Below are 21096 nucleotides of genomic sequence, written 5' to 3'. Positions count from 1 at the left end.
ACTTAGCTCACGCTGCTGATCAGTTTTTCCATCAGACGCGAAAGTGTTTCTCTTTCGGTCAGCGTCAGGCCGGACAGGATCTGATGCTCGTTCGCCACATGGGCGGTGACAGCCTCGTCGATCAGCGCAAGGCCCTTGTCGCTCAGCCGCACGATGATGCCGCGCCGGTCGTTGGGGTGTGGCCCGCGCTGGATCAAGCCGGATGTTTCGAGCCGATCCAGTCTGTTGGTCATGGCCCCGGAGGTCACCATCGTCGCCTCGTAAAGCGCCGTCGGCGTCAGCGCGTAAGGCGAGCCTGAGCGGCGCAGCGTCGCCAGCACATCGAACTCTCCCGCCTGCAATCCGAAACGGGCAAAGAGCGGCGCAAGGCGGTCGCGGGCGATCAGCGAGGAGACCTCATTCAAGCGCCCGATCACGGCCATCGGTGATACGTCTAGGTCCGGCCGCTCCCGCTTCCACTGCTCGATGGCTTTCCCTGCACGGTCCATCTATCTCACCGTAATGTATCTTGACGTTAAGAATCTTTCCATTATCTTATCCCAAGATGCAATGCCGGCCAAGGGCCGTGCGGACAGGGATCGATCATGAAACTTCTCTGGGATTCGGCGCTCGGCCTGCTGATCGTCACCGGGGGGCTGCTTGGCCTGACGCTGCCTTTCGGCAAGCTCGCCACGGCGGCCGGCGTGCCGGCCATGGTCTGGGCCTTCGTCATCTCGCTCGGCGCCGGCGGCGTGCTTCTCGTCGTATTGCTGCTGCGCGGCCAGCGCATCCGGCTCACGGCGCACAAGCTTCGCTATTTCTTCGTCACCGCCGCAGTGTCTTATGCCGTGCCAAACCTTTTGATGTTCTCGGCCATACCGCACCTGGGCGCCGGCTACACCGGCATCATGTTCACGCTGTCGCCCGTCGTCACGCTGGTGTTGTCGATCCTGCTCGGCGTGCGGCGGCCCAACATGCTGGGCATATCAGGCATCGCCGTCGGTTTCGTCGGCGCGGTCATGGTGGCGGTGACGCGTGGCGAGGCCGGCCAGCCGGCCGATGTCTTCTGGGTCATCATGGGTCTGCTCATTCCCGTCAGCCTTGCCGCCGGCAACATCTATCGCACCATCGACTGGCCGGAAGGAACCGGTCCTATCGAACTCGCGGTCGGCAGCCATCTGGCGTCCGCGGCGATGCTGCTCGTCGGCATCCTGACCTTGCTTGGAGGCAAGGCCTTCGCCCAGCTCGGCACCGTGCCGCTCATCCTCGTGGCACAGATGGCCTCGGCATCGGCGATGTTTGCTTTCTTCTTCCGGCTGCAGGCGGTGGGCGGTCCGGTCTATCTCAGCCAGATCGGCTATGTCGCTGCGGCCGTCGGGCTGTTTGCCGGTACGATCTTCCTTGGCGAGCACTATCAACTGCTGACCTGGGTCGGCGCGGTCATCATCACCGCCGGCGTGTTCATCACCACCAAGGCGCAGAGCCAGACCGCTACGAGGGCGCAGAGCCAGCCCGCCTAAGTTTCTTTAGCCCCGCCGCCGGCTCCGGCAGTGGGTATCGGCGGCGGCTGAGGCTGAGGATTTGGCTGATCAGACCGATCCCTTTTCCGCCAGCACCATATAGTTGACGTCCATGTCCTTCGACCGCGCCCAGCGGTCGGCAAGCGGATTGTAGGTGACGCCGGTGCGGTCGATGATGGTCAGGCCGGCGCCGTCCAGCGCCTTTTCCAGCTCCTCCGGGCGCACCAGCTTGCCGAACTGATGAGTGCCGCGCGGCAGCCAGCGCAACACATATTCGGCGCCGATGATGGCGAGGCCGAGCGCCTTCAGCGTGCGGTTGATGGTGGCCACGAACATGATGCCGCCGGGCTTGACCATCTCGCCGCATTTGGCGACGAACAGGTCGATGTCGGCGACATGTTCGACCACTTCCATGTTGAGGACGACATCGAATTTTTCGCCGGCCTCGGCGAGATCTTCCGCCGTCGTGGCGCGATAGTCGATGCTCACATTGCCCTCGGCGGCATGCAGTTTCGCCACTTCGATGTTCGTTTCGGAGGCGTCCGCTCCGATCACCTCGGCGCCGAGCCGCGCCATCGGCTCGCACAAAAGGCCACCGCCGCAGCCAATGTCGAGGATACGCAGGCCTTCGAACGGCCGCGCCGCGCGCGGGTCGCGACCGAAGCGCGCCGCGATCTGGTCGCGGATATAGGAAAGCCGGACCGGATTGAATTTGTGCAGCGGACGAAACTTGCCGTTCGGGTTCCACCATTCGGCGGCAAGGGCGGAAAAGCGTTCCACTTCTCCGGCATCGATCGTCGATCGTCGGGGCTCAGGCATAGGTTGGTCTCCTCGGACGCTACGAAGTCGGGCGTGAGGCATCGAATGTCAAGGCAACAATTTTCAATGCTGACAAAGTGACTGGCCGACCAAAGGCCAGCCTATTTCGAGTCCAGCACGTCGCGCAGCTTGGCCGCCAGCTGCTCGATGGTGAACGGCTTGGCCAGGAAGTGCACGTCATGGTCGAGCACGCCGTTGTGGAACACGGCGTTCCTGGTGAAGCCGGTGGTGAAGACGACTTTCAATCCGGGCTGGCGCGCGAGCGCTTCTTCGGCGAGCTTGCGGCCATTCATCACCGGCATGACGATGTCGGTGAAAAGCAGGGCGATGCCGGGTGTCGCGGCGAGCTTCTCAAGGGCCTCCGGTCCACCTGCCGCATGGATGACGGTGTAGCCGAGTTCGCGCATGACGTCGGTCGTGGCAGCCCGCACGCGGGCGTCGTCCTCGACGACGAGGATCGTCTCGGTGACTTTGGCGGCGCTCTTGCCGCGCCCTGTGGGCGATGCCGGCTCCTCTGGTCCGAAAAACCGGGGCAGATAGATCTTGATCGTCGTGCCTTCGCCGGGCTCGGAGTAGATCTTGACGTGGCCGCCCGACTGTTTGACGAAGCCGAACACCTGGCTCAGCCCAAGTCCCGTGCCCTTGTTGGCCGGCTTCGTCGTGAAGAAGGGCTCGAAGGCCTTGGCGATGACCTCGGGCGACATGCCCGCACCGGTGTCGGTTACCGCGATCATCACATATTGGCCAGGTGCGAGCTCGGCATGCGTCGATGCATAAGCCTCGTCGAGGTGGCTGTTGACGGTCTCGATGGTCAGCTTGCCGTCATTATCCATGGCATCGCGGGCATTGACGGCCAGATTGAGGATCGCGTTCTCAAGTTGGGAAGGATCGGCATGGGTTTTCCACAGGCCGCCCGCCAGCACGGTTTCGATGCGGATGCCTTCGCCCAAGGAACGGCGCAGAAGATCTGACATGCCGGTCAACAGCCGGTTGGTGTCGACAACCTGCGGCGCCAAAGGCTGCAGGCGGGAGAAGGCAAGCAAGCGGGAGGTCAGATCGGCGGCACGGCTGGCCGCGTCCGTCGCGGCCTCGACAAGCTTTTCAATGTCATGTTCGCCCCGTTTCAGCTTGCGCTGGGCAAGGTTCATGGCGCTGAGGATGACCGCCAGCATGTTGTTGAAGTCGTGAGCGATCCCACCGGTCAACTGCCCGACGGCTTCCATCTTCTGCATCTGGCGTATCTGGGATTCGGCCTTTTCCCGCGTCTGGATCTCGTTGCCGAGCTCGATGTTCTTGCGCATCAGCTCTTCCTGGACGGCGACCACATCGCGGAAGCGGCGGCGGGATTGACGGATGGTGTAGACGCCAAGCAGGAAAATCGCCAGCAACGCAGCCAGCGAGCCGATGCGCAACCAGGCCTCGACCCGATCGGTATGCTCGTCGCGCGCGGCCACGGCGGCGGCGCCAATACGCCGGATCGTGTCCATGCTGGCCCGGATTTCGTCCATGGCGGCCTTGCCCTGGCCGCTGCGGACCAGTTGCAGGGCCTTTGCCGCATCGCCTCGATCATAGAGGGCTATCGTCTGGGACAGCTCAGCCTGCTCTTGCGAAAGCGCTTCCTTGATGTGGCTGATCTGCTGGACGATCCGATCGTCGGGAGCGGCCGCGCTCTCGATCCGCGCCAGTTGTCCGGGAATTGCCTCGACGGCCTTCCGGTAAGGCTCCAGATAGGATTTTTCTCCGGTGAGCAGGTAGCCGCGCTGACCACTCTCGGCGTCTTGCGCCAGTGAAAGCAGCCCGGAAAGCTGCTCCTGATATTCGATTGTCTCGCGCGCGGCGGCACGATTGGCCCTCTGGCTCTCGACGAGCACGGTACGGGCGCCGACGATCAGCGCCAGCACGGCGAAGCCGGCGACAATCGGGAGCGATTGCAATCGCATGGCGCGACGAAGACGAGCAATCATCTGTTATGCCGAACCAAAAGGAATTCCCCGCAGGCAAGCATTTGGTAAGCGGCGCCGGCCTGGAAGGCAATATGTCGTATTGTTGCGCAATCCGCCGTCAGCCTTGCGAAACCTTCCTCATTTGGCTAAGGAGGCCGCGCATCCAGCGGCCGGCGCAAGCCGGGCGCTTTTCTTCCGTTTTCGGCCCCGGGCCACTCCAGTCAAAGGCATTTCGCTTCCATGGCGCGTATCGTGATGAAATTCGGCGGAACCTCCGTCGCCGACATCGCCCGCATCCGCAACGTGGCGCGTCACGTCAAACGCGAGGTCGATGCCGGCCACGAGGTGGCGGTGGTGGTTTCGGCGATGGCCGGCAAGACCAATGAACTGGTCGGCTGGACGCGCGAGGCCTCGCCGATGCACGACGCACGCGAATATGACGCGGTCGTCGCTTCCGGCGAACAGGTCACGGCTGGCCTGCTTGCCATCACCTTGCAGAACATGGGCGTGCATGCGCGTTCCTGGCAGGGCTGGCAGATCCCGATCAAGACCGACAACGCGCATGGCGCGGCGCGCATCCTCGACATCGACGGCGCCTTCCTGGTCAAGCGCTTCGGCGAGGGGCAGGTGGCGGTCGTCGCCGGGTTCCAGGGCATCGGACCGGACAACCGCATCGCAACGCTTGGCCGCGGTGGCTCCGACACCAGCGCCGTGGCGATCGCCGCAGCGGTCAAGGCTGACCGCTGCGACATCTACACCGACGTCGACGGGGTCTACACCACCGACCCGCGCATCGAGCCGAAGGCGCGCCGGCTGGCCAAGATCTCCTTCGAGGAAATGCTTGAAATGGCCTCGCTCGGCGCCAAGGTTCTACAGGTGCGTTCGGTCGAGCTTGCCATGGTGCACAGGGTACGTACCTTCGTGCGGTCGTCCTTCGACGATCCCGATGCGCCCGGAATGGGGGATTTGCTCAATCCTCCGGGAACGCTCATTTGCGACGAGGAAGAGATCGTGGAACAGCAGGTCGTCACCGGAATTGCCTACGCCAAGGACGAGGCGCAGATTTCGCTGCGCCGTGTCGGCGACCGGCCAGGCGTCGCCGCCGGCATCTTCGGCCCGCTGGCCGAGGCCAACATCAATGTCGACATGATCGTCCAGAACATCTCCGAGGACGGCAAGCTGACCGACATGACCTTCACCGTGCCGTCGGGCGACGTCGACAAGGCGCTGGCCGTGCTCGACCGGCTGAAGGCCGAGATCGGCTACGATGTCGTGCAGTCGGAAGCCGGCATGTCGAAGGTTTCGGTCATCGGCATCGGCATGAGGAGCCATGCGGGTGTTGCCGCCACCGCCTTCAAGGCGCTGGCCGACAAGGCGATCAACATCCGCGCCATCACCACCTCCGAGATCAAGATTTCGATACTGATCGACGGTCCGTATACCGAACTGGCGGTTCGCACTTTGCATTCCGTCTACGGTCTCGATAAGCAGTAGCAAGACTGAATCAGTTGTTGCGTGCATGCCGGCCGCGGCGGAAACTGCGGCGGCAAGTGTTTCATTGGAGAAGAAGCCGCGATGCGTGACCAGGCCAGCGGCCCGCGCGTTTTGCTGAAACGGCTCCGCGAGCTCATGCAGGAGCCGCTGGAGCCGCAGGAGCGGCTTGACCGCATCGTGCGCGACATCGCCTCCAACATGGTCGCCGAAGTGTGCTCGCTCTATGTGCTGCGCGCCGATTCGGTGCTCGAACTCTACGCCACCGAAGGTCTGAACCCGAACGCTGTCCACCTCGCGCAACTGCGGCTGGGACAAGGCCTGGTCGGTACGATCGCGGCGAGTGCCAGGCCGCTCAACCTGTCCAACGCACAGGAACATCCGGCCTTCGCCTACTTGCCGGAGACCGGGGAGGAGATCTACAATTCCTTCCTCGGCGTCCCGGTGCTCAGGGCAGGGCGTACGCTCGGCGTCCTGGTTGTCCAGAACAAGACCATGCGCCACTACCGCGACGACGAGGTCGAGGCGCTGGAAACCACCGCCATGGTCATCGCCGAGATGATCGCCACCGGCGATCTGGCGCGGCTGACCCGGCCGGGCCTCGAACTCGACCTGCGCCGGCCCGTCAGCTTCACCGGCCTGTCCTTCAACGACGGCGTCGGACTTGGTCACGTCGTGCTGCACGAGCCGCGCATCGTCGTCACCAATCTGTTCAACGAGGACAGCGAGGAAGAGGTCCGCCGGCTCGAAGCCTCGCTCGGTTCGCTCAGGCTCTCGATCGACGACATGCTGGAGCGCCGCGACGTCGCCTTCGAGGGCGAGCATCGCCAGGTGCTGGAAGCCTACCGCATGTTCGCCAACGACCGCGGCTGGGTGCGGCGGCTGGAAGAGGCGATCCGCAATGGCCTGACAGCGGAAGCGGCGGTGGAAAAGGTGCAGAGCGACATGCGCGCCCGCATGCTGCACATGACCGATCCCTATCTGCGCGAGCGGATGAGCGATTTCGACGATCTCGCCAACCGGCTGTTGCGCCAGCTGATGGGCCGCGGGCCCGAGGATGTCGCGGCCTCGCTGCCGAAGGACGCCATCATCGTCGCCCGCTCGATGGGCGCCGCCGAACTGCTCGATTACCCCCGCGACAAGCTGCGTGGCCTGGTGCTCGAGGATGGCGCGGCGACCAGCCATGTCGTCATCGTCGCGCGCGCCATGGGCATTCCCGTTGCCGGCCAGATGAAGGGCGCCGTTTCCATGGCGGAAAACGGCGATGCCATCATCGTCGACGGCGAGGAGGGTGCGATCCATCTGCGGCCGCAATCCGATCTTGAAGCCGCCTATGCCGAAAAAGTACGGTTCCGGGCGCGCCGGCAGGAAGTCTACCGCGAACTGCGCAAGAAGCCGTCGACGACCAGGGACGGTGTCCAGGTCGATCTGCTGATGAATGCCGGGCTTGCCGTCGACCTCCCGCAATTGGCGGAGGCGGGCGCTGCCGGCATCGGCCTGTTCCGCACGGAACTGCAATTCATGGTCGCCTCGACCTTTCCACGCGCCGAAGCCCAGGAAAAACTCTATCGCGACGTGCTCGAAGCGGCGCGCGGCAAGCCGGTCACCTTCCGCACCATCGACATCGGTGGCGACAAGGTGCTGCCCTACTTTAAGGGCGCGATCCAGGAAGAGAATCCGGCGCTCGGCTGGCGCGCGATCCGCCTGACGCTCGACCGGCCAGGCTTGCTGCGCACCCAGATCCGCGCCTTGCTCAAGGCCAGCGGCGGGCGCGAACTCAAGTTGATGCTGCCGATGGTGACCGAGCTTGGCGAAATCGCCCAGGCGCGCGAAATCATCGACCGCGAGGTGCGGCATCTCTCACGCTTCGCCCACCATCTGCCGACCAGTCTCAAACTGGGCGCCATGCTGGAAGTGCCGTCGCTTCTGTTCCAGCTCGACGAATTGATGAAGGCGGTCGACTTCGTCTCGGTCGGGTCGAACGACCTGTTCCAGTTCGTCATGGCGGTCGACCGCGGCAATACGCAACTGGCCAACCGCTTCGATACGCTGTCGGCGCCGTTCCTGCGGGTGCTCAAGCAGATCGCCGACGCCGGCGCGCGCAATCATACGCCCGTCACCCTATGCGGTGAACTGGCCGGCAAGCCGATCTCGGCGATGGCGCTGATTGGCCTCGGTTTCCGCTCGATCTCGATGTCGCCAGCCTCGATCGGCCCGGTCAAGGCGATGCTGACGGAGCTGCCGCTGGAGGAGCTGAAGGCTTTCTTCGACGACAATCTGATGGCGCCGGCGCAAGGGCTGCCGATGCGGGCGTTGCTGCAGGCCTTCGCCGACGACCGCTCGATCCCGTTGTAGCACCCGCATCATGGTCAACTTGCCCCGCGATCGTATGGATCAAGTCGTCAAGCGTTTCGAGATGCTCGAGGCGCAGATGTCGGCCGGACCGACGCCGGATGCCTATGTTAAGATGGCATCCGAATATGCCGAGTTACAGGACATGGTGGCCAAGGTCAGGGAACTGCGCTCGGCCGAGCAGGAGCAGGCCGACCTCGAAGCGATGCTCGCCGACAAGGGCACCGACGCCGAGATGCGGGCGCTCGCCGAAGCCGATCTGCCTGGAGTGGAAGATCGCATCGAGGCGCTGCAGAAGGACATCCAGATCCTGCTTCTGCCCAGGGATGCCGCCGACGACAAGAACGCCATCCTCGAAATCCGCGCCGGCACCGGTGGCGATGAGGCGGCGCTCTTCGCCGGCGACCTGTTTCGCATGTATGAGCGCTACGCCGCCGAACGCGGCTGGCGGTTCGAAACGGTATCGGCGAGCGACGGCGATGCCGGCGGCTTCAAGGAAATCATCGCCACGATCTCGGGCAAGGGTGTGTTCGCCCATCTGAAATTCGAGTCCGGGGTGCATCGCGTCCAGCGTGTGCCTGCAACCGAGGCCAGCGGGCGCATCCACACGTCCGCCGCCACCGTCGCCGTGCTGCCGGAAGCGGAAGAGGTCGATATCGACATCAGAGCCGAGGACATCCGCATCGACACGATGCGTGCCTCGGGCTCCGGCGGCCAGCACGTCAACACTACCGATTCGGCGGTCCGCATCACCCATCTGCCGACCGGTATCATGGTGGTGCAGGCGGAGAAGTCGCAGCACCAGAATCGGGCCAAGGCCATGCAGATCCTGCGGGCCCGGCTCTATGACATGGAGCGCAGCAAGGCGGACGAGGAGCGTTCCGAATCGCGCAAGTCGCAGGTCGGCTCCGGCGACCGCTCGGAGCGCATCCGCACCTACAATTTTCCGCAAGGCCGCGTCACCGACCACCGCATCAACCTGACGCTCTACAAGCTCGACCGGGTGATGATGGGTGAACTCGACGAAGTCGTCGACGCGCTGATCGCCGATCACCAGTCGAAGCTGCTGGCCGATATCGGCCTCGATGGCTGAGCATCCGCCCGAGGCGCTGGGGCCGCTGCTGCGGAAAGCGCGGGCCAGGCTTGCCGCGGCCGGTGTCGACGATCCCGCGCTCGATGCGCGGCTGATCGTCGAGCACTATTCCGGCACGACGCGTACGCAGGCCATCGCCGACCCCGAACGCATGATCGAAGCAAACGCCATCGCCGCGATCGATGACGCTCTGAGACGGCGAGCCGGTGGCGAGCCGGTGCATCGCATCCTGGGCTATCGCGAATTCTACGGTTTGCGCCTGATGCTGTCACCGGAGACGCTGGAACCGCGGCCGGACACCGAAACACTGGTCGAGGCGGTGCTGCCCTTCGTCAAGGCGGTGGCCGCACGCGAGGGGGTATGCCGCATCCTCGACCTCGGCACGGGCACGGGTGCCATCGCCCTGGCGCTGCTGAGCGTCGTGCCTGCCGCGACCGCCACCGGCGTCGACATTTCCGCCGGCGCGCTGGCAATGGCGGCCCGCAATGCCGGGCAATTCGGGCTCGGCGGCCGGTTCACGACGGTTCAGTCGAACTGGTTCGAAAAAGTTTCCGGCCGATACCATGTAATTGCCGCAAACCCTCCCTATATACCTTCGCAAGACATTGGAAATCTGCAGGACGAAGTCCGCGATTTCGACCCGCGCCTGGCCTTGGATGGCGGCGTGGATGGGTTGAACCCCTACAGGATCATCGCCGCCGAGGCGGCAAGGTTTCTGGAAGCCGAAGGCAGGATTGCGGTCGAGATCGGCCACACGCAAAGCAACGAGGTCAACGATATATTTGGCGCGGCCGGTTACGCGGGCGGCGAGGTGTTTGGCGATCTCGGCGGAAACGACAGGGTTCTTGTTTTTCAACGGGCAACACCTTGACGCAGTGCGAAAAAACCGCTTGGCAATGCCGGGGAATGCAGCTAGGGTCGCCTTACCGGATGAGACGAAGCAGGCAGTGCTCTTAGCGATTCGGTTTCCTTGGAAATAGCTGCCTTCTTGCGCAAACGACGCCCAAGCTTCGTGCGGGAATCGTCCGGCAAGTGATGTAACCGGAACAGGATGGCACGTGGCGCCAACGCAATCGATGCGGGCGAACGCCGGTGAAGAAACGAAACGGCTGGCTGCATGAGCGCCTCCGTTCGTGAAGAGTTTTTCGAAAATTTCACTATGAAGAGAGTCTAATGAGGCCACAACAGCAGAACAGGCGCATGCGCGGTCGCAACAACAATGGCGGCGGCGGCAATAACAATAACAATAACAACAACCGCAAGGGACCAAATCCCCTGACGCGCAACTACGAGAGCAACGGCCCGGACGTGAAGATCCGTGGATCGGCTCAGCAGATCGCCGAAAAATACGCCACCTTGGCCCGCGATGCGCAAAGCTCCGGCGACCGGGTGATGGCGGAAAACTATCTCCAGCACGCCGAACACTACAACCGCATCATCGCCGCCGCGCAGGCGCAGATGCCGATCCAGAACGTCCAGCAGAACCGCGACGAGTTCGACGAGGACGGCGATGAGGATCGCGACGAGTTCGACAATGCTGGCAACAGCGGGGCCGGCAACAGTGGGGCTGGCAACAGTGGGGCGTCCATTAGCACCGGCAATGCTGGTTCCGATCCACAGGTTCCCGTGGTCAACCACGGCGCTGGCCCGCAGCCGGTGATCGAGGGCATGCCGGCTGAGGTTGCGCTAAACCGGGACGGTCGCGACAATCGTGACAATAGCGGGCGCGACAATGGCGGGCGTAACAACAGCGGCCGCGACAACAACAATGGCGGGCGCCATCGCGATCGTCGCCCTAACGGCGGCTACGGCCAGAACGGTCAGCGCGACTATGCTTCGGCCGAACAAGGCGGCCAGCAGCAGCGCAACGAGGCCTCGGGACAGACTGAAGTGCAGGCAGAGCCCGCTTCGCCGTCCGAGACCGTGGCGGCAGCCGAGCCGGCTCCACGGTTCGAGAATTTTTCACCGGCAGGCCTGGCCGCTCAAGCCGAACTCAACGAGGCGGCCGCCGAGAGCGGTGCTGCTCGCCGCCCACGGCGTCCGCGCCGTCCGCGCACCAATCCCGACCAGGTCGAGGGTGGCAGCGACAATGCGGATGCGGGCAAGACGGCCGCGGCTCCAGGCGACGGCGGCAGCGCCGAACCCGTGATCGCCGACATCGACAACTGATCGAACGGCACCGCAAGACATTGAACGGCGGGGAGAAATCCCCGCCGTTTTCGTTTGGGCTGACGTGGAATATTGTCGATTGACAGACATCAATGCGTCTTGAGACAGCATGCCCCATGCACCATATCTCGGCTGAACGGGATCCGGCTCGAATGGGCGGGTCCGTCACCGCAATCTGATCCGGTGCCGCAAAGCGGGCCGGTGATGGAAGGAGACAGATATGAACCTTGAGAAATACTCAGAGCGCGTGCGCGGCTTTATCCAGTCCGCGCAGACCATGGCGCTCTCCCGCAACCATCAGCAATTCACCCCCGAACATATTCTGAAGGTCCTCGTCGACGATGACGAGGGCCTGGCCGCGTCGCTGATCGAGCGCGCCGGCGGCAATGTCCGCGACGTCAAGCTCGGTGTCGAGACGGCGCTCGAAGCGATGCCCAAGGTGGAGGGTGGCAATGGCCAGCTCTATCTGGCTCAGCCGCTGGCCAAGGTGTTCTCGACCGCCGAGGACCTGGCCAAGAAGGCCGGTGACAGTTTTGTCACCGTCGAGCGGCTGCTGCAGGCGCTTACCATGGAGAAATCGGCAAAGACGGCCGAAATCCTGGCCAAGGCCGGCGTCACCGCGCAGGCGCTGAACCAGGTCATCAACGACGTCCGCAAGGGCCGCACCGCCGATTCGGCGAGTGCCGAACAGGGCTATGACGCGCTGAAGAAGTACGCGCGCGATCTGACCGCCGACGCACGCGCGGGCAAGCTCGATCCGGTCATCGGCCGCGACGACGAGATCCGCCGCACCATCCAGGTGCTGTCGCGCCGCACCAAGAACAACCCGGTGCTGATTGGCGAGCCGGGCGTCGGCAAGACGGCGATCGCGGAAGGCTTGGCGCTGCGCATTGTCAATGGCGACGTGCCGGAATCGCTGAAGGACAAGCAGTTGATGGCGCTCGACATGGGCGCGCTGATTGCCGGCGCCAAATATCGCGGCGAGTTCGAGGAGCGGCTGAAGGCCGTGCTTTCCGAAGTCACCTCGGCCAGTGGCAATATCATCCTGTTCATCGACGAGATGCACACCCTGGTCGGCGCCGGCAAGGCCGATGGCGCCATGGATGCGTCGAACCTGCTGAAGCCGGCGCTGGCGCGCGGCGAACTGCACTGCGTCGGCGCGACCACGCTCGATGAATACCGCAAGCATGTCGAAAAGGATCCAGCCCTTGCCCGCCGTTTCCAGCCCGTCTTCGTCGACGAGCCGACGGTGGAGGACACGGTTTCGATCCTGCGCGGCCTGAAGGAGAAATATGAGCAGCACCACAAGGTGCGTATCTCCGATTCGGCGCTGGTGGCGGCGGCGACGCTGTCCAACCGCTACATCGCCGACCGCTTCCTGCCGGACAAGGCGATCGACTTGGTCGACGAAGCCGCCTCGCGGCTCAGGATGCAGGTCGATTCCAAGCCTGAGGCGCTGGATGAGATCGACCGCCGCATCATGCAGCTCAAGATCGAACGCGAGGCGCTGAAGGTCGAGACGGACGAAGCCTCGAAGGACCGGCTCGCCCGCCTGGAAAAGGAACTTGTCGGCCTTGAGGAGGAATCGACCGAGATTACTTCGAAGTGGCAGGCCGAGAAGCAGAAGCTTGGGCTTGCCGCCGATCTGAAGAAGCAGCTCGACGAGGCGCGCAACGACCTTGCCATTGCCCAGCGCAAGGGTGAGTTCCAGCGCGCCGGGGAGCTTGCCTATGGCAAGATCCCCGAGTTGGAAAAGAAGCTGAAGGAGGCCGAAGCCCAGGACGGCAAGGCCGGCATGGTCGAGGAAGTGGTCACGCCCGACCACGTCGCCCATATCGTGTCGCGCTGGACCGGAATTCCGGTCGACAAGATGCTCCAGGGCGAGCGCGACAAGCTGTTGCGCATGGAAGACGAGATCGGCAAGCGTGTTGTCGGCCAGGGCGAGGCGGTGCAAGCCGTTTCCAAGGCGGTGCGGCGCGCGCGTGCAGGCCTGCAGGATCCGAACCGGCCTATCGGCTCGTTCATGTTCCTTGGCCCGACCGGCGTCGGCAAGACCGAGCTCACCAAGGCTTTGGCCAACTTCCTGTTCGACGATGAAACGGCGCTGGTGCGCCTCGACATGTCCGAGTACATGGAGAAGCACTCCGTCGCCCGGCTGATCGGCGCGCCTCCCGGCTATGTCGGTTATGAGGAAGGCGGCGCGCTGACCGAAGCGGTGCGGCGCCGGCCCTATCAGGTCGTGCTGTTCGACGAGATCGAGAAGGCGCATCCCGATGTCTTCAACGTGCTTTTGCAGGTGCTCGATGACGGCCGGCTCACCGACGGGCAGGGGCGTACCGTCGATTTCCGCAACACGCTGATCATCATGACGTCGAATCTCGGCGCGGAATATCTGGTCAATCTCGGCGAGGACCAGGATGTCGATGCCGTACGGGACGAGGTGATGGGCGTGGTGAGGGCATCGTTCCGGCCCGAGTTCCTCAATCGTGTCGACGAGGTGATCCTGTTCCACCGGCTGCGCCGCAAGGACATGGACCGCATCGTCGAGATCCAGCTCAAGCGGCTGGAGAGCTTGCTGACCGATCGCAAGATCACGCTGTCGCTGGATCCCGAGGCGGTCGAGTGGCTGGCGGCCAAGGGTTACGACCCCGCTTATGGTGCCAGGCCGCTGAAGCGCGTGATGCAGAAGGAGCTGCAGGATCCGCTGGCGGAAAAGATCCTGCTTGGTGAGATTCTCGACGGCTCGACGGTCAAGGTTACGGCCGGTTCCGACCGGCTGAATTTCCGCTCCAGGCCGACGATCGTCGCCGCCGAGGCGGCGGCCTGATCCAACGCCGCGTGTCCAGTATGGGCGCGCGGCGTCTTCATATATCATGGGGGGGCCGGATGACGCTGGACGACTACAACGGCTTCTGCGGCTCGCTGCCGGCAACGATCCACGTGGTGCAATGGGGCGGCGCCCATGTCTGGAAAGTTGGGACCAAGGTGTTTGCGATCGGTGGCTGGGATCAGGGTGAGCAGCTTTTCGTCACCTTCAAATGCTCCGATGTTGCCTATGACGTGCTCAAGGAGCAGCCCGGCCTGCGCCCCGCGCCCTATCTTGCCTCCCGCGGCATGAAGTGGATCCAGCGTCAGACAAGCCAGAGCATGGATGATGGTGCGCTGAAGGACTATTTGCGCGAGAGTCATCGCCTGGTTGCTCTGAAGCTGACGAAGCAGGCGCGCAAGGAATTGGGGCTTGGCGTGGGCTAGCTAATATTCCTCGAGGCGTCGGAAGACCGCCATCTTCATGCCCGGTTCATGATGGAACCATATGGTGGGTAACTGGTTTGCTGGCGAAGGGGTTCGCCGAACTGCACAATGCCGGGGGGCGGCACATACGGACCGGAGAGTTTCGCTACTATGCTGCGCACTATCTTCACCCTTTCGGCGCTTGCTGCGGGACTGGTGTTTTCCAACGCGTTCGCGGCGCCGACGCATGACGGCGCGGCCCAGCCTGTTCGCGCGGCCGAGAGTGGCGGCATTCTGCTCGCCCAGGACGGCAGTCTCGACATTTATTACGATGCCAGGGGCAACCGCGTCATCGTCGATGCCGATACCGGCAAGGTGATCGCCATCCAGCCGCCGCAGACCAGGCTCGACCGGCGGGCGCTGCGCCGCGAGACGCGGATGCGAGAACTCGGCCGTGCCCCCGCCGACGATGATCGCTACTATCTCGACGATCCCCAGGACATGGCACGCTTCCGCCGCAAGCAACTGGAAGAAGAGGGCCGGGTCATCCCGCCACCAGCCGACGAATACGACCCTGACGGAAGCAATTCAGTCGATGCCTATCCGCCGGCACCGCAGGACGAAGGCAATTACGATAACAATTATCCCGATGCGCCGCAGCCGGCAGAGCCGGGCACCATCAAGCGCCAACCGCTGAACGAGGCGTCGATAGACCCTCTCCAGCCGGCAGATCCGACGGAACAGGCGCCCTCCGACCAGGCGGCATTGCCGCCAAACGCTGGCAGCAAGACGTCGGTCGACCCGTCGCTTTCGCTGGGCGCACGCCAGGATGTGGCAGCGCTGCAGGTGCTGCTCGACCGTGGCGGTGCTTCGCCTGGCGTCATCGACGGGCGCTTCGGCTCGAATGTCGACAAGGCGCTCGCCGCCTACAACGAGATCAACGGCAGCAACCTCAAATCGACCGATGCGGTCGGCATCCAGTCAGCACTCTCGCAATCCGGCGGCGATGCCTTCGCCAACTACACCATCACGGCGGAGGACGCAGCCGGGCCGTATGTCGCCTCCATCCCGGAAGACTACAGTCAGAAGGCGCAGCTCAACTGCATGTGCTACACCTCTGTCACCGAGGCGCTGGCGGAGCGCTTCCACATGGACGAGAACTATCTGAAGTCGATCAACAAGGGCCTCGACTTCAACCGCCCCGGCACGATCATCAAGGTCGCCAATTTCGGCAAGCTGGTGTCTACGCCGGTCGTGCGCATCGTCGCCGACAAGACCAAGAAAGAGGTGTACGCCTACGATGGTGGCGGCAAGCTGGTAGCAGCCTATCCGGCCACCATCGGCTCGGCGGACACGCCGTCGCCCACCGGCATCCACGCCGTGTCGCGCATCGCGCTCGACCCGAACTACACCTACAATCCGAACATCAATTTCAAGCAAGGCGAGAACGACAAGATTCTTACCGTTCCGCCAGGCCCCAACGGACCTGTCGGGTCGGTCTGGATCGCCTTGGACAAACCGACCTACGGCATCCACGGAACGCCCGAGCCGTCGAAGATAGGCAAGACCGAAAGCCATGGCTGCGTGCGCCTGACGAACTGGGACGCGCGCGAGCTCGCCAAGCTGGTGTCGCCAGGCGTTACCGTGGAATTCCTTGGCGGACCTTCAGCCGATGACGTTGCGCAGCAATGAGCCGCGTGGCGCCGCGGCATAGATCAACTGCACGACCAGAATGAAGCCGACGCTTAGCAGCGGGCTGATCAGGCAGAGTGCGCCGCCGACCGCCCACAGGATCTGGGCCTTGACGATGCGCAGATAGACCGTGCGCCTCGTCTGCGCGTCAACATCTTCCGCGACAAAGCCGTTCTTATCCGCGTAGCGCCAGCTGGCGAACAGCGTGACGCCGAGCATCAGCAGGTTGACCCAGTAGACCAGCACCGCGGTCTTGAATTCGAGGAAGTCGGCCAGCAAGTCGGTCGAGAACGGCAAGAGCGCGATGAAGGCGAGAAAGCACAGGTTCAGCGTGGCCAGCCGCCTGTCGGATTTGGCGATCAAACCATGCTGCGCCTGCTGGCCGAACCAGAAGATGGTCAGGGTCAGGAAGCTTAAGGCATAGGTCAGAAAGCGGGGCGCCAGTGCGGCGATGGCGACAAGCAGATCGTGTTCGGAATGAATCGCCTCATGCACCGGCACCCTGATCTCGAGCACGATCAGGGTAAGCGCGATGGCGAATACGCCATCGGTGATACCGACGATACGGCCGCGCCCCTCAACGGAGGCTTCGAGTGGACGCTTCATCGAATTCTCCTGCCCCCGGCTCTGGAGAAAACCTAGCATGACTGCCGCGGTTTGCATCGGGGCAGATGCGATCCCTAGCAATAGGGCTGGTTTCAAGGGCAACCAGTCTCTGGCTGGTTGTTGCCGGTGCGCCGCCGGTCTAATCAGGTGGCATGCATTCACCCAATGAAGCCGCCGCCGTTCCGCTGACCGCTCCGGTCGCGAATGGCACGTTCTGCCCGCAATCGCAGCGGCGTTATGTGCTGGTCGCGGCGATCCTGGCCTCGGCGCTCGGCTTCATCGACGGGTCGATCCTGGCGATCGCCATGCCGGCGATCCGCGTCAACCTCGGCGCCAGCCTTGCCGAGGCGCAGTGGATCTCCAATGCCTATGCGCTGACGCTCTCGGCGCTGATCCTCGCCGGCGGTGCTGCAGGCGACCGGTTCGGGCTCCGCCGTGCTTTCGTGGCCGGCATTGCGCTGTTCGTCGCGGCCTCGCTTGCCTGTGCGCTGGCGCCGAACGCTGTCGTGCTGATCGCTTTTCGCGCTCTCCAGGGGATTGGCGCCGCGATCATGGTGCCGGGCAGTCTCGCCATCATCGCCAAGGCTTATCCGAAGAAGGAACGCGGTCGCGCGATCGGCATCTGGGCGGCGGCCTCGGCGCTGACCACCGCTCTCGGCCCGGTGCTCGGCGGCCTGGTGCTGTCGGCTTTCGGCGATGGCATCTGGCGTGCGATCTTTGCCGTCAACCTGCCACTCGGCCTGATCTCGATCTATCTGCTGCTCGCCAAGATTCCGGCCGATGCGCCGACGCAGAAACGCAGCCTTGACCTTGCCGGTGGTGCGCTTGCGACGCTGGCCTTCGGCGCGCTCGCTTATGGGTTGACTTCGATGAGCGCCAGCGGCGAGAGCCGCATGGCCGGTCCAACGATTGCCGCCGGCGCCGTGCTGCTTGTGGTCTTCATCCTGTTCGAGCGGCGGCAGCGCGAGCCGATGATCGACCTCAGCCTGTTTCGCATCGGTGCTTTCGCCGGGGCCAATGTCGCGACATTCTTCCTCTATTTCGCGCTGTCGGCCAATCTTTTTTACCTGCCGATGCTGCTGATAGCCGGTTGGGGGCTGAGCACGGCCGAGGTCGGCTTCATCTTCCTGCCGCTGTCCGCAGCTATCGCGCTTTTGTCAGGACCCGTCGGCAAGCTGTCGGACCGGATCGGGCCACGTCTTCCAATTGCCTGCGGCAGTCTGATCGTGGCGATTGCCTTCGCCGGGCTGGCCTTGCTCACCCATGCCGGCTTTCACCATTTCTGGACTGGCATCTTCCCGTTGATGGCGCTGATGGGACTCGGCATGGCGTTGGTCGTGTCGCCATTGTCGACCGCGATCATGACGGCGGTGGAAGACAAGGACACCGGCGCGGCTTCCGGCATCAACAACGCCGTCTCGCGCATCGGCGGTCTGATCGCGGTGGCGGCGATGGGGTCGCTCGCTGCCTGGATCTACGCCAATGCCCTGGAGGGAAACGCCGGGCCCGGCCTGCCTGGCTTCGGCGAACCGCCGCCAACGGGACTTTCGCCGGCACTCGATGTGGCAAGAATCGCCGCCAGCGACGCCGCTTTTTCCGCCGTCTCCTCGGTAACCGCGCTGCTATGCCTGCTTTCCGCTGTCATTGCGTGGATGACGATTTCCGGCGAGGCGCTGCCGTGGCCGCGGCGCGCCGAACCTCGGCAGCACAAAGGCTAAGACTCAGCCTTCGATCTTGGCGCTGGCGACCTTCAGCGAGTTGCCGTCTTCCTGCTTCAGGAGATCGTCGATGCGTTCACGCTCGCGCTTGAAGGCGACGAGGTCGTCGCCCTTCAGCACCTTGCCGACCGGCAAGCGCACACGCATTGAATCGACTTTGGTGCCGTTGACGATCAACTCGTAGTGAAGATGCGGTCCGGTGGACAGGCCAGTCTGACCGAGATAGCCGATAACCTGGCCCTGGCGGACGCGCACGCCCTCGGCGATGCCTTTGGCGAAGGCGCTCTGGTGATTGTAGGAGGTTTCGTAGCCATTGGCGTGGCGAATGATGATTTGCTTGCCATAGCCGCCGGCCCAGCCGGCCTTCTCGATGACGCCATTGCCCGCGGCGATGATCGGCGTCCCGATGGGCGCTGCCCAGTCGGTGCCGGTGTGCATGCGGACATAGCCAAGGATCGGGTGCTTGCGAGCGCCAAATCCGGAGGTAAATCTGCCGTTCGGCAGTGGGTTACGCAGCAGGAACTGCTGGGCGCTGCTGCCATTCTCGTCGAAATAATCCGTGCTGCCGTCCTGCATTTGAAAACGGTAGAAATTGCGCGTCGTTCCGCCGAACGTCGCCGAGACGTAGAGGAGCTCGGAATTGTCGGAGGTCTGGTCATCGCCATCGGGCTGCGAGAACAGCACTTCGAGGCGATCGGCGGGATTGAGCCGCGACTGGAAGTCGACATCGGACGCAAGCAGCTTGATCAGCCGCTGAGTCATCGCCTTGGACATGCCGTAGGAATAGGCGGTCCGATAGATGCCGTCATAAATGTTCGGCAGGTTGCCGCGCACCACCACCGGAGCCGACGAGTCATCGAACGCCGTCAGCAATTCGGGATTGGGTTCCGGCTCCTGCGCCGGCACGTACTGACCGCGATCGTCGAGCGCGATGGTGACGATGTGCGTGGCCTTGTCGTAGACGCTGGTGCGAACCACCTTGGCGGCGTCACCATGGACCTCGAGACCGACGCGCAACACGGTTCCGGCCTTGAGCGCCGGGGCGTTGAGCAGCTTGGCAATCGCTTCGGCCATGCCGGTGGCATCGTCGCCCGTGTACCCCGAATCGGCAAAGGCCTCGGTGAGGTCCGTGTCCTTGGTGAAAGGGATGATTTCTTCGGCGAAAGCCGGCGCCTGGTCGTCAGCGTTGGCGCGCGGCGCCACGGAGACGTTTTCGGGGACGATCTTGACGTCATAGGAGCCGGCCATGCTTTCGGCAAAAGCATCGCCGAAGCGCTGCGGGTCGACATAATGGAGCGAAGCGACCTGTACGGCGCCGTCGCTGAGGTCGGTGCCGGCTTCGCGCACGACTTTTTCAACTTCGTCGGCGGAAAGGTCGCCCTTTTCGTCGAAGGAGGCCGTCTCGATCGGGAAATCGACGGTCTTCAGGCTCATCTCGCTTTCGACCTTGGCGCCGTAGATCTGGCCGGAAGCGGCGGACGCCGCTGCCGCCGGCTGTGCGGCGGCGCCGTCGTCGCTATCGTTGCCGAACACCTGCATCGGGTCGAAGGGCGGGTAGGGCCGGCTAGTGGTGTGCCCGGCGGCGAGCGCCATCTTGATCTGCACGAAAGGCATGGTGTGGATGACATCGCGGTCGCCGACCTTGGTAACCATCGACACTTCCATGCGACGACGGTCCTTGGCTTTGGCAATCTGGCGCGGCGCCACCAGCCTGGTGGTCTTGGCCACTTCGCCGGAATCGCCATTGCTGGCGAGGCCAATCAGTTCGGCGATCTCTGGTGGGGTCGCCAGTTGCTGGCGCCCGTCTAGGGCGGCAAACAGCGCCACGCCCATCAGCACGCTCGAGGTCACGCCGGTGAGGAATGTTCCCGACAGCCAGCGCGCGGAAACCTCACGCCGATCGGGCGGGCCGCTGCGGCCATCCGCGATAAGCGGCGGCTCATTGCCGAGTTCGGCTATGACATCTTCCGTATCTGGCATCCAGAAAGGCTGCTTCTTCCCCAGGCGGGACGGCTTGTCGCTTTTGTTGTGGCCATGACATTTGCCTGTCACGGCAGGTTAAGTCAACGAAGCCTCGGGCCCCGGTCGAATTCCCCTCGTGCACTTCTCTTATAGAGCGCTCTGAAAAGCGGGCGGCGTGCCTTCATTCATAAGACTCCCGCGCGCGCCCCTTCGAGGCTCAATAAAGAGGCCATTGCAAGGCTGTGATTGCGCCTCTCTTGTTGGCCTTGGTGTCGAACGGCAATGCGGCGGCAATAGGGCTCCTTCGTGGCCGTGGCCTCCTGTTATCCCCTGTTCCCCTGGGGCAGTCGGCTATCCACAAAGCGTGCCCAAAATTTCTGTCGCAAAAAGTTCAAAAACTTTGCGAAGGTGTGTTGACAGTTTTGGTAGGTGGCGACTATATACGCCTCACGAACGAGGGCGGTGCGCCGCTGGCGACGAAGAAGTTTGCTTCTAAGACTGCCCTCAGCGAAATTCAAGAG

The 21096-nt window shown here is 63.6% G+C and carries 16 protein-coding genes; 11 read left to right on the top strand and 5 right to left on the bottom strand.

What is annotated here, in order from left to right; genetic code table 11:
* Window positions 1–2 precede the first annotated feature (2 nt).
* Window positions 3–488: a MarR family transcriptional regulator gene (locus EN851_RS13695; RefSeq protein WP_135929418.1), complete on the bottom strand. Its 486-nt coding sequence runs from the start codon at window positions 486–488 to the stop codon at window positions 3–5.
* Between the two features lie 96 nt (window positions 489–584).
* On the opposite strand from EN851_RS13695, the gene EN851_RS13690 reads away from it, so the two are divergent.
* Complete coding sequence (locus EN851_RS13690; protein WP_135929417.1) at window positions 585–1499, top strand: DMT family transporter; 915 nt, start codon at window positions 585–587, stop codon at window positions 1497–1499.
* 69 nt (window positions 1500–1568) lie between these two features.
* Here EN851_RS13690 and ubiG read toward each other — a convergent pair whose 3' ends face one another.
* Both ubiG and EN851_RS13680 read right to left on the bottom strand, forming a co-directional pair.
* Entirely contained in the window at window positions 1569–2318 is a 750-nt protein-coding gene (gene ubiG / locus EN851_RS13685; protein WP_127278446.1) for a bifunctional 2-polyprenyl-6-hydroxyphenol methylase/3-demethylubiquinol 3-O-methyltransferase UbiG, read from the bottom strand.
* Window positions 2319–2419: 101 nt separating this feature from the next.
* On the bottom strand, window positions 2420–4258 hold the full coding sequence (locus tag EN851_RS13680; RefSeq protein ID WP_135929608.1) for a CHASE3 domain-containing protein: 1839 nt from the start codon (window positions 4256–4258) through the stop codon (window positions 2420–2422).
* A gap of 243 nt (window positions 4259–4501) precedes the next feature.
* Between EN851_RS13680 and EN851_RS13675 the strand changes: the two genes are divergently transcribed.
* The 8 genes from EN851_RS13675 (at window position 4502) to EN851_RS13640 (ending at window position 16289) form a co-directional block, all read left to right on the top strand.
* A complete protein-coding gene (locus EN851_RS13675) occupies window positions 4502–5755 on the top strand; it encodes an aspartate kinase (RefSeq protein WP_127278445.1) in 1254 nt (417 codons plus the stop codon).
* An 81-nt stretch (window positions 5756–5836) separates the two neighbouring features.
* On the top strand, window positions 5837–8107 hold the full coding sequence (gene ptsP, locus EN851_RS13670) for a phosphoenolpyruvate--protein phosphotransferase (protein WP_127872290.1): 2271 nt from the start codon (window positions 5837–5839) through the stop codon (window positions 8105–8107).
* A 10-nt stretch (window positions 8108–8117) separates the two neighbouring features.
* A complete protein-coding gene (prfA, locus tag EN851_RS13665; protein ID WP_127872291.1) occupies window positions 8118–9197 on the top strand; it encodes a peptide chain release factor 1 in 1080 nt (359 codons plus the stop codon).
* Window positions 9190–10068: a peptide chain release factor N(5)-glutamine methyltransferase gene (prmC, locus tag EN851_RS13660; protein ID WP_135929416.1), complete on the top strand. Its 879-nt coding sequence runs from the start codon at window positions 9190–9192 to the stop codon at window positions 10066–10068. The genes prfA and prmC overlap by 8 nt, the downstream gene beginning before the upstream one ends.
* A gap of 302 nt (window positions 10069–10370) precedes the next feature.
* Window positions 10371–11366: a DUF4167 domain-containing protein gene (locus EN851_RS13655; RefSeq protein ID WP_135929415.1), complete on the top strand. Its 996-nt coding sequence runs from the start codon at window positions 10371–10373 to the stop codon at window positions 11364–11366.
* A 220-nt stretch (window positions 11367–11586) separates the two neighbouring features.
* The gene (gene clpB / locus EN851_RS13650) at window positions 11587–14193 is read left to right on the top strand and encodes an ATP-dependent chaperone ClpB (RefSeq protein ID WP_135929414.1); all 2607 of its coding nucleotides are present in this window, start codon (window positions 11587–11589) and stop codon (window positions 14191–14193) included.
* Between the two features lie 59 nt (window positions 14194–14252).
* A complete protein-coding gene (locus EN851_RS13645) occupies window positions 14253–14618 on the top strand; it encodes an MmcQ/YjbR family DNA-binding protein (RefSeq protein WP_135867514.1) in 366 nt (121 codons plus the stop codon).
* 150 nt (window positions 14619–14768) lie between these two features.
* The gene (locus EN851_RS13640; RefSeq protein WP_135883450.1) at window positions 14769–16289 is read left to right on the top strand and encodes a L,D-transpeptidase family protein; all 1521 of its coding nucleotides are present in this window, start codon (window positions 14769–14771) and stop codon (window positions 16287–16289) included.
* On the opposite strand, the gene EN851_RS13635 is transcribed toward EN851_RS13640, so the two are convergent.
* Window positions 16263–16895: a TMEM175 family protein gene (locus EN851_RS13635; RefSeq protein ID WP_135929413.1), complete on the bottom strand. Its 633-nt coding sequence runs from the start codon at window positions 16893–16895 to the stop codon at window positions 16263–16265. The genes EN851_RS13640 and EN851_RS13635 overlap by 27 nt on opposite strands.
* Before the next feature lie 152 nt (window positions 16896–17047).
* On the opposite strand from EN851_RS13635, the gene EN851_RS13630 reads away from it, so the two are divergent.
* Window positions 17048–18613 (top strand): MFS transporter, encoded by a 1566-nt coding sequence (locus EN851_RS13630; protein WP_135929412.1) that lies wholly within the window; start codon window positions 17048–17050, stop codon window positions 18611–18613.
* Between the two features lie 3 nt (window positions 18614–18616).
* Here EN851_RS13630 and EN851_RS13625 read toward each other — a convergent pair whose 3' ends face one another.
* A complete protein-coding gene (locus tag EN851_RS13625; RefSeq protein WP_167531484.1) occupies window positions 18617–20593 on the bottom strand; it encodes a M23 family metallopeptidase in 1977 nt (658 codons plus the stop codon).
* Window positions 20594–20844: 251 nt separating this feature from the next.
* Here EN851_RS13625 and EN851_RS36775 point away from each other — a divergent pair.
* Window positions 20845–21096: hypothetical protein (locus tag EN851_RS36775; protein WP_245520753.1), on the top strand; the 252-nt coding region annotated here is incomplete at its 3' end.

This window comes from Mesorhizobium sp. M8A.F.Ca.ET.208.01.1.1, from assembly GCF_004791315.1.
GTDB lineage: Bacteria > Pseudomonadota > Alphaproteobacteria > Rhizobiales > Rhizobiaceae > Mesorhizobium.
The sequence above is the reverse complement of the archived record's forward strand: the minus strand, read 5'-3'. Positions and strand labels throughout refer to the sequence as shown.

Bases quoted from the DNA above. Each gene is read 5' to 3' on its own strand.
- EN851_RS13695 (WP_135929418.1), bottom strand. From the start codon at position 488: ATGGACCGTGCAGGGAAAGCCATCGAGCAGTGGAAGCGGGAGCGGCCG.
- EN851_RS13690 (WP_135929417.1), top strand. From the start codon at position 585: ATGAAACTTCTCTGGGATTCGGCGCTCGGCCTGCTGATCGTCACCGGG.
- ubiG (WP_127278446.1), bottom strand. From the start codon at position 2,318: ATGCCTGAGCCCCGACGATCGACGATCGATGCCGGAGAAGTGGAACGC.
- EN851_RS13680 (WP_135929608.1), bottom strand. From the start codon at position 4,258: ATGCGATTGCAATCGCTCCCGATTGTCGCCGGCTTCGCCGTGCTGGCG.
- EN851_RS13675 (WP_127278445.1), top strand. From the start codon at position 4,502: ATGGCGCGTATCGTGATGAAATTCGGCGGAACCTCCGTCGCCGACATC.
- ptsP (WP_127872290.1), top strand. From the start codon at position 5,837: ATGCGTGACCAGGCCAGCGGCCCGCGCGTTTTGCTGAAACGGCTCCGC.
- prfA (WP_127872291.1), top strand. From the start codon at position 8,118: ATGGTCAACTTGCCCCGCGATCGTATGGATCAAGTCGTCAAGCGTTTC.
- prmC (WP_135929416.1), top strand. From the start codon at position 9,190: ATGGCTGAGCATCCGCCCGAGGCGCTGGGGCCGCTGCTGCGGAAAGCG.
- EN851_RS13655 (WP_135929415.1), top strand. From the start codon at position 10,371: ATGAGGCCACAACAGCAGAACAGGCGCATGCGCGGTCGCAACAACAAT.
- clpB (WP_135929414.1), top strand. From the start codon at position 11,587: ATGAACCTTGAGAAATACTCAGAGCGCGTGCGCGGCTTTATCCAGTCC.
- EN851_RS13645 (WP_135867514.1), top strand. From the start codon at position 14,253: ATGACGCTGGACGACTACAACGGCTTCTGCGGCTCGCTGCCGGCAACG.
- EN851_RS13640 (WP_135883450.1), top strand. From the start codon at position 14,769: ATGCTGCGCACTATCTTCACCCTTTCGGCGCTTGCTGCGGGACTGGTG.
- EN851_RS13635 (WP_135929413.1), bottom strand. From the start codon at position 16,895: ATGAAGCGTCCACTCGAAGCCTCCGTTGAGGGGCGCGGCCGTATCGTC.
- EN851_RS13630 (WP_135929412.1), top strand. From the start codon at position 17,048: ATGCATTCACCCAATGAAGCCGCCGCCGTTCCGCTGACCGCTCCGGTC.
- EN851_RS13625 (WP_167531484.1), bottom strand. From the start codon at position 20,593: ATGCCAGATACGGAAGATGTCATAGCCGAACTCGGCAATGAGCCGCCG.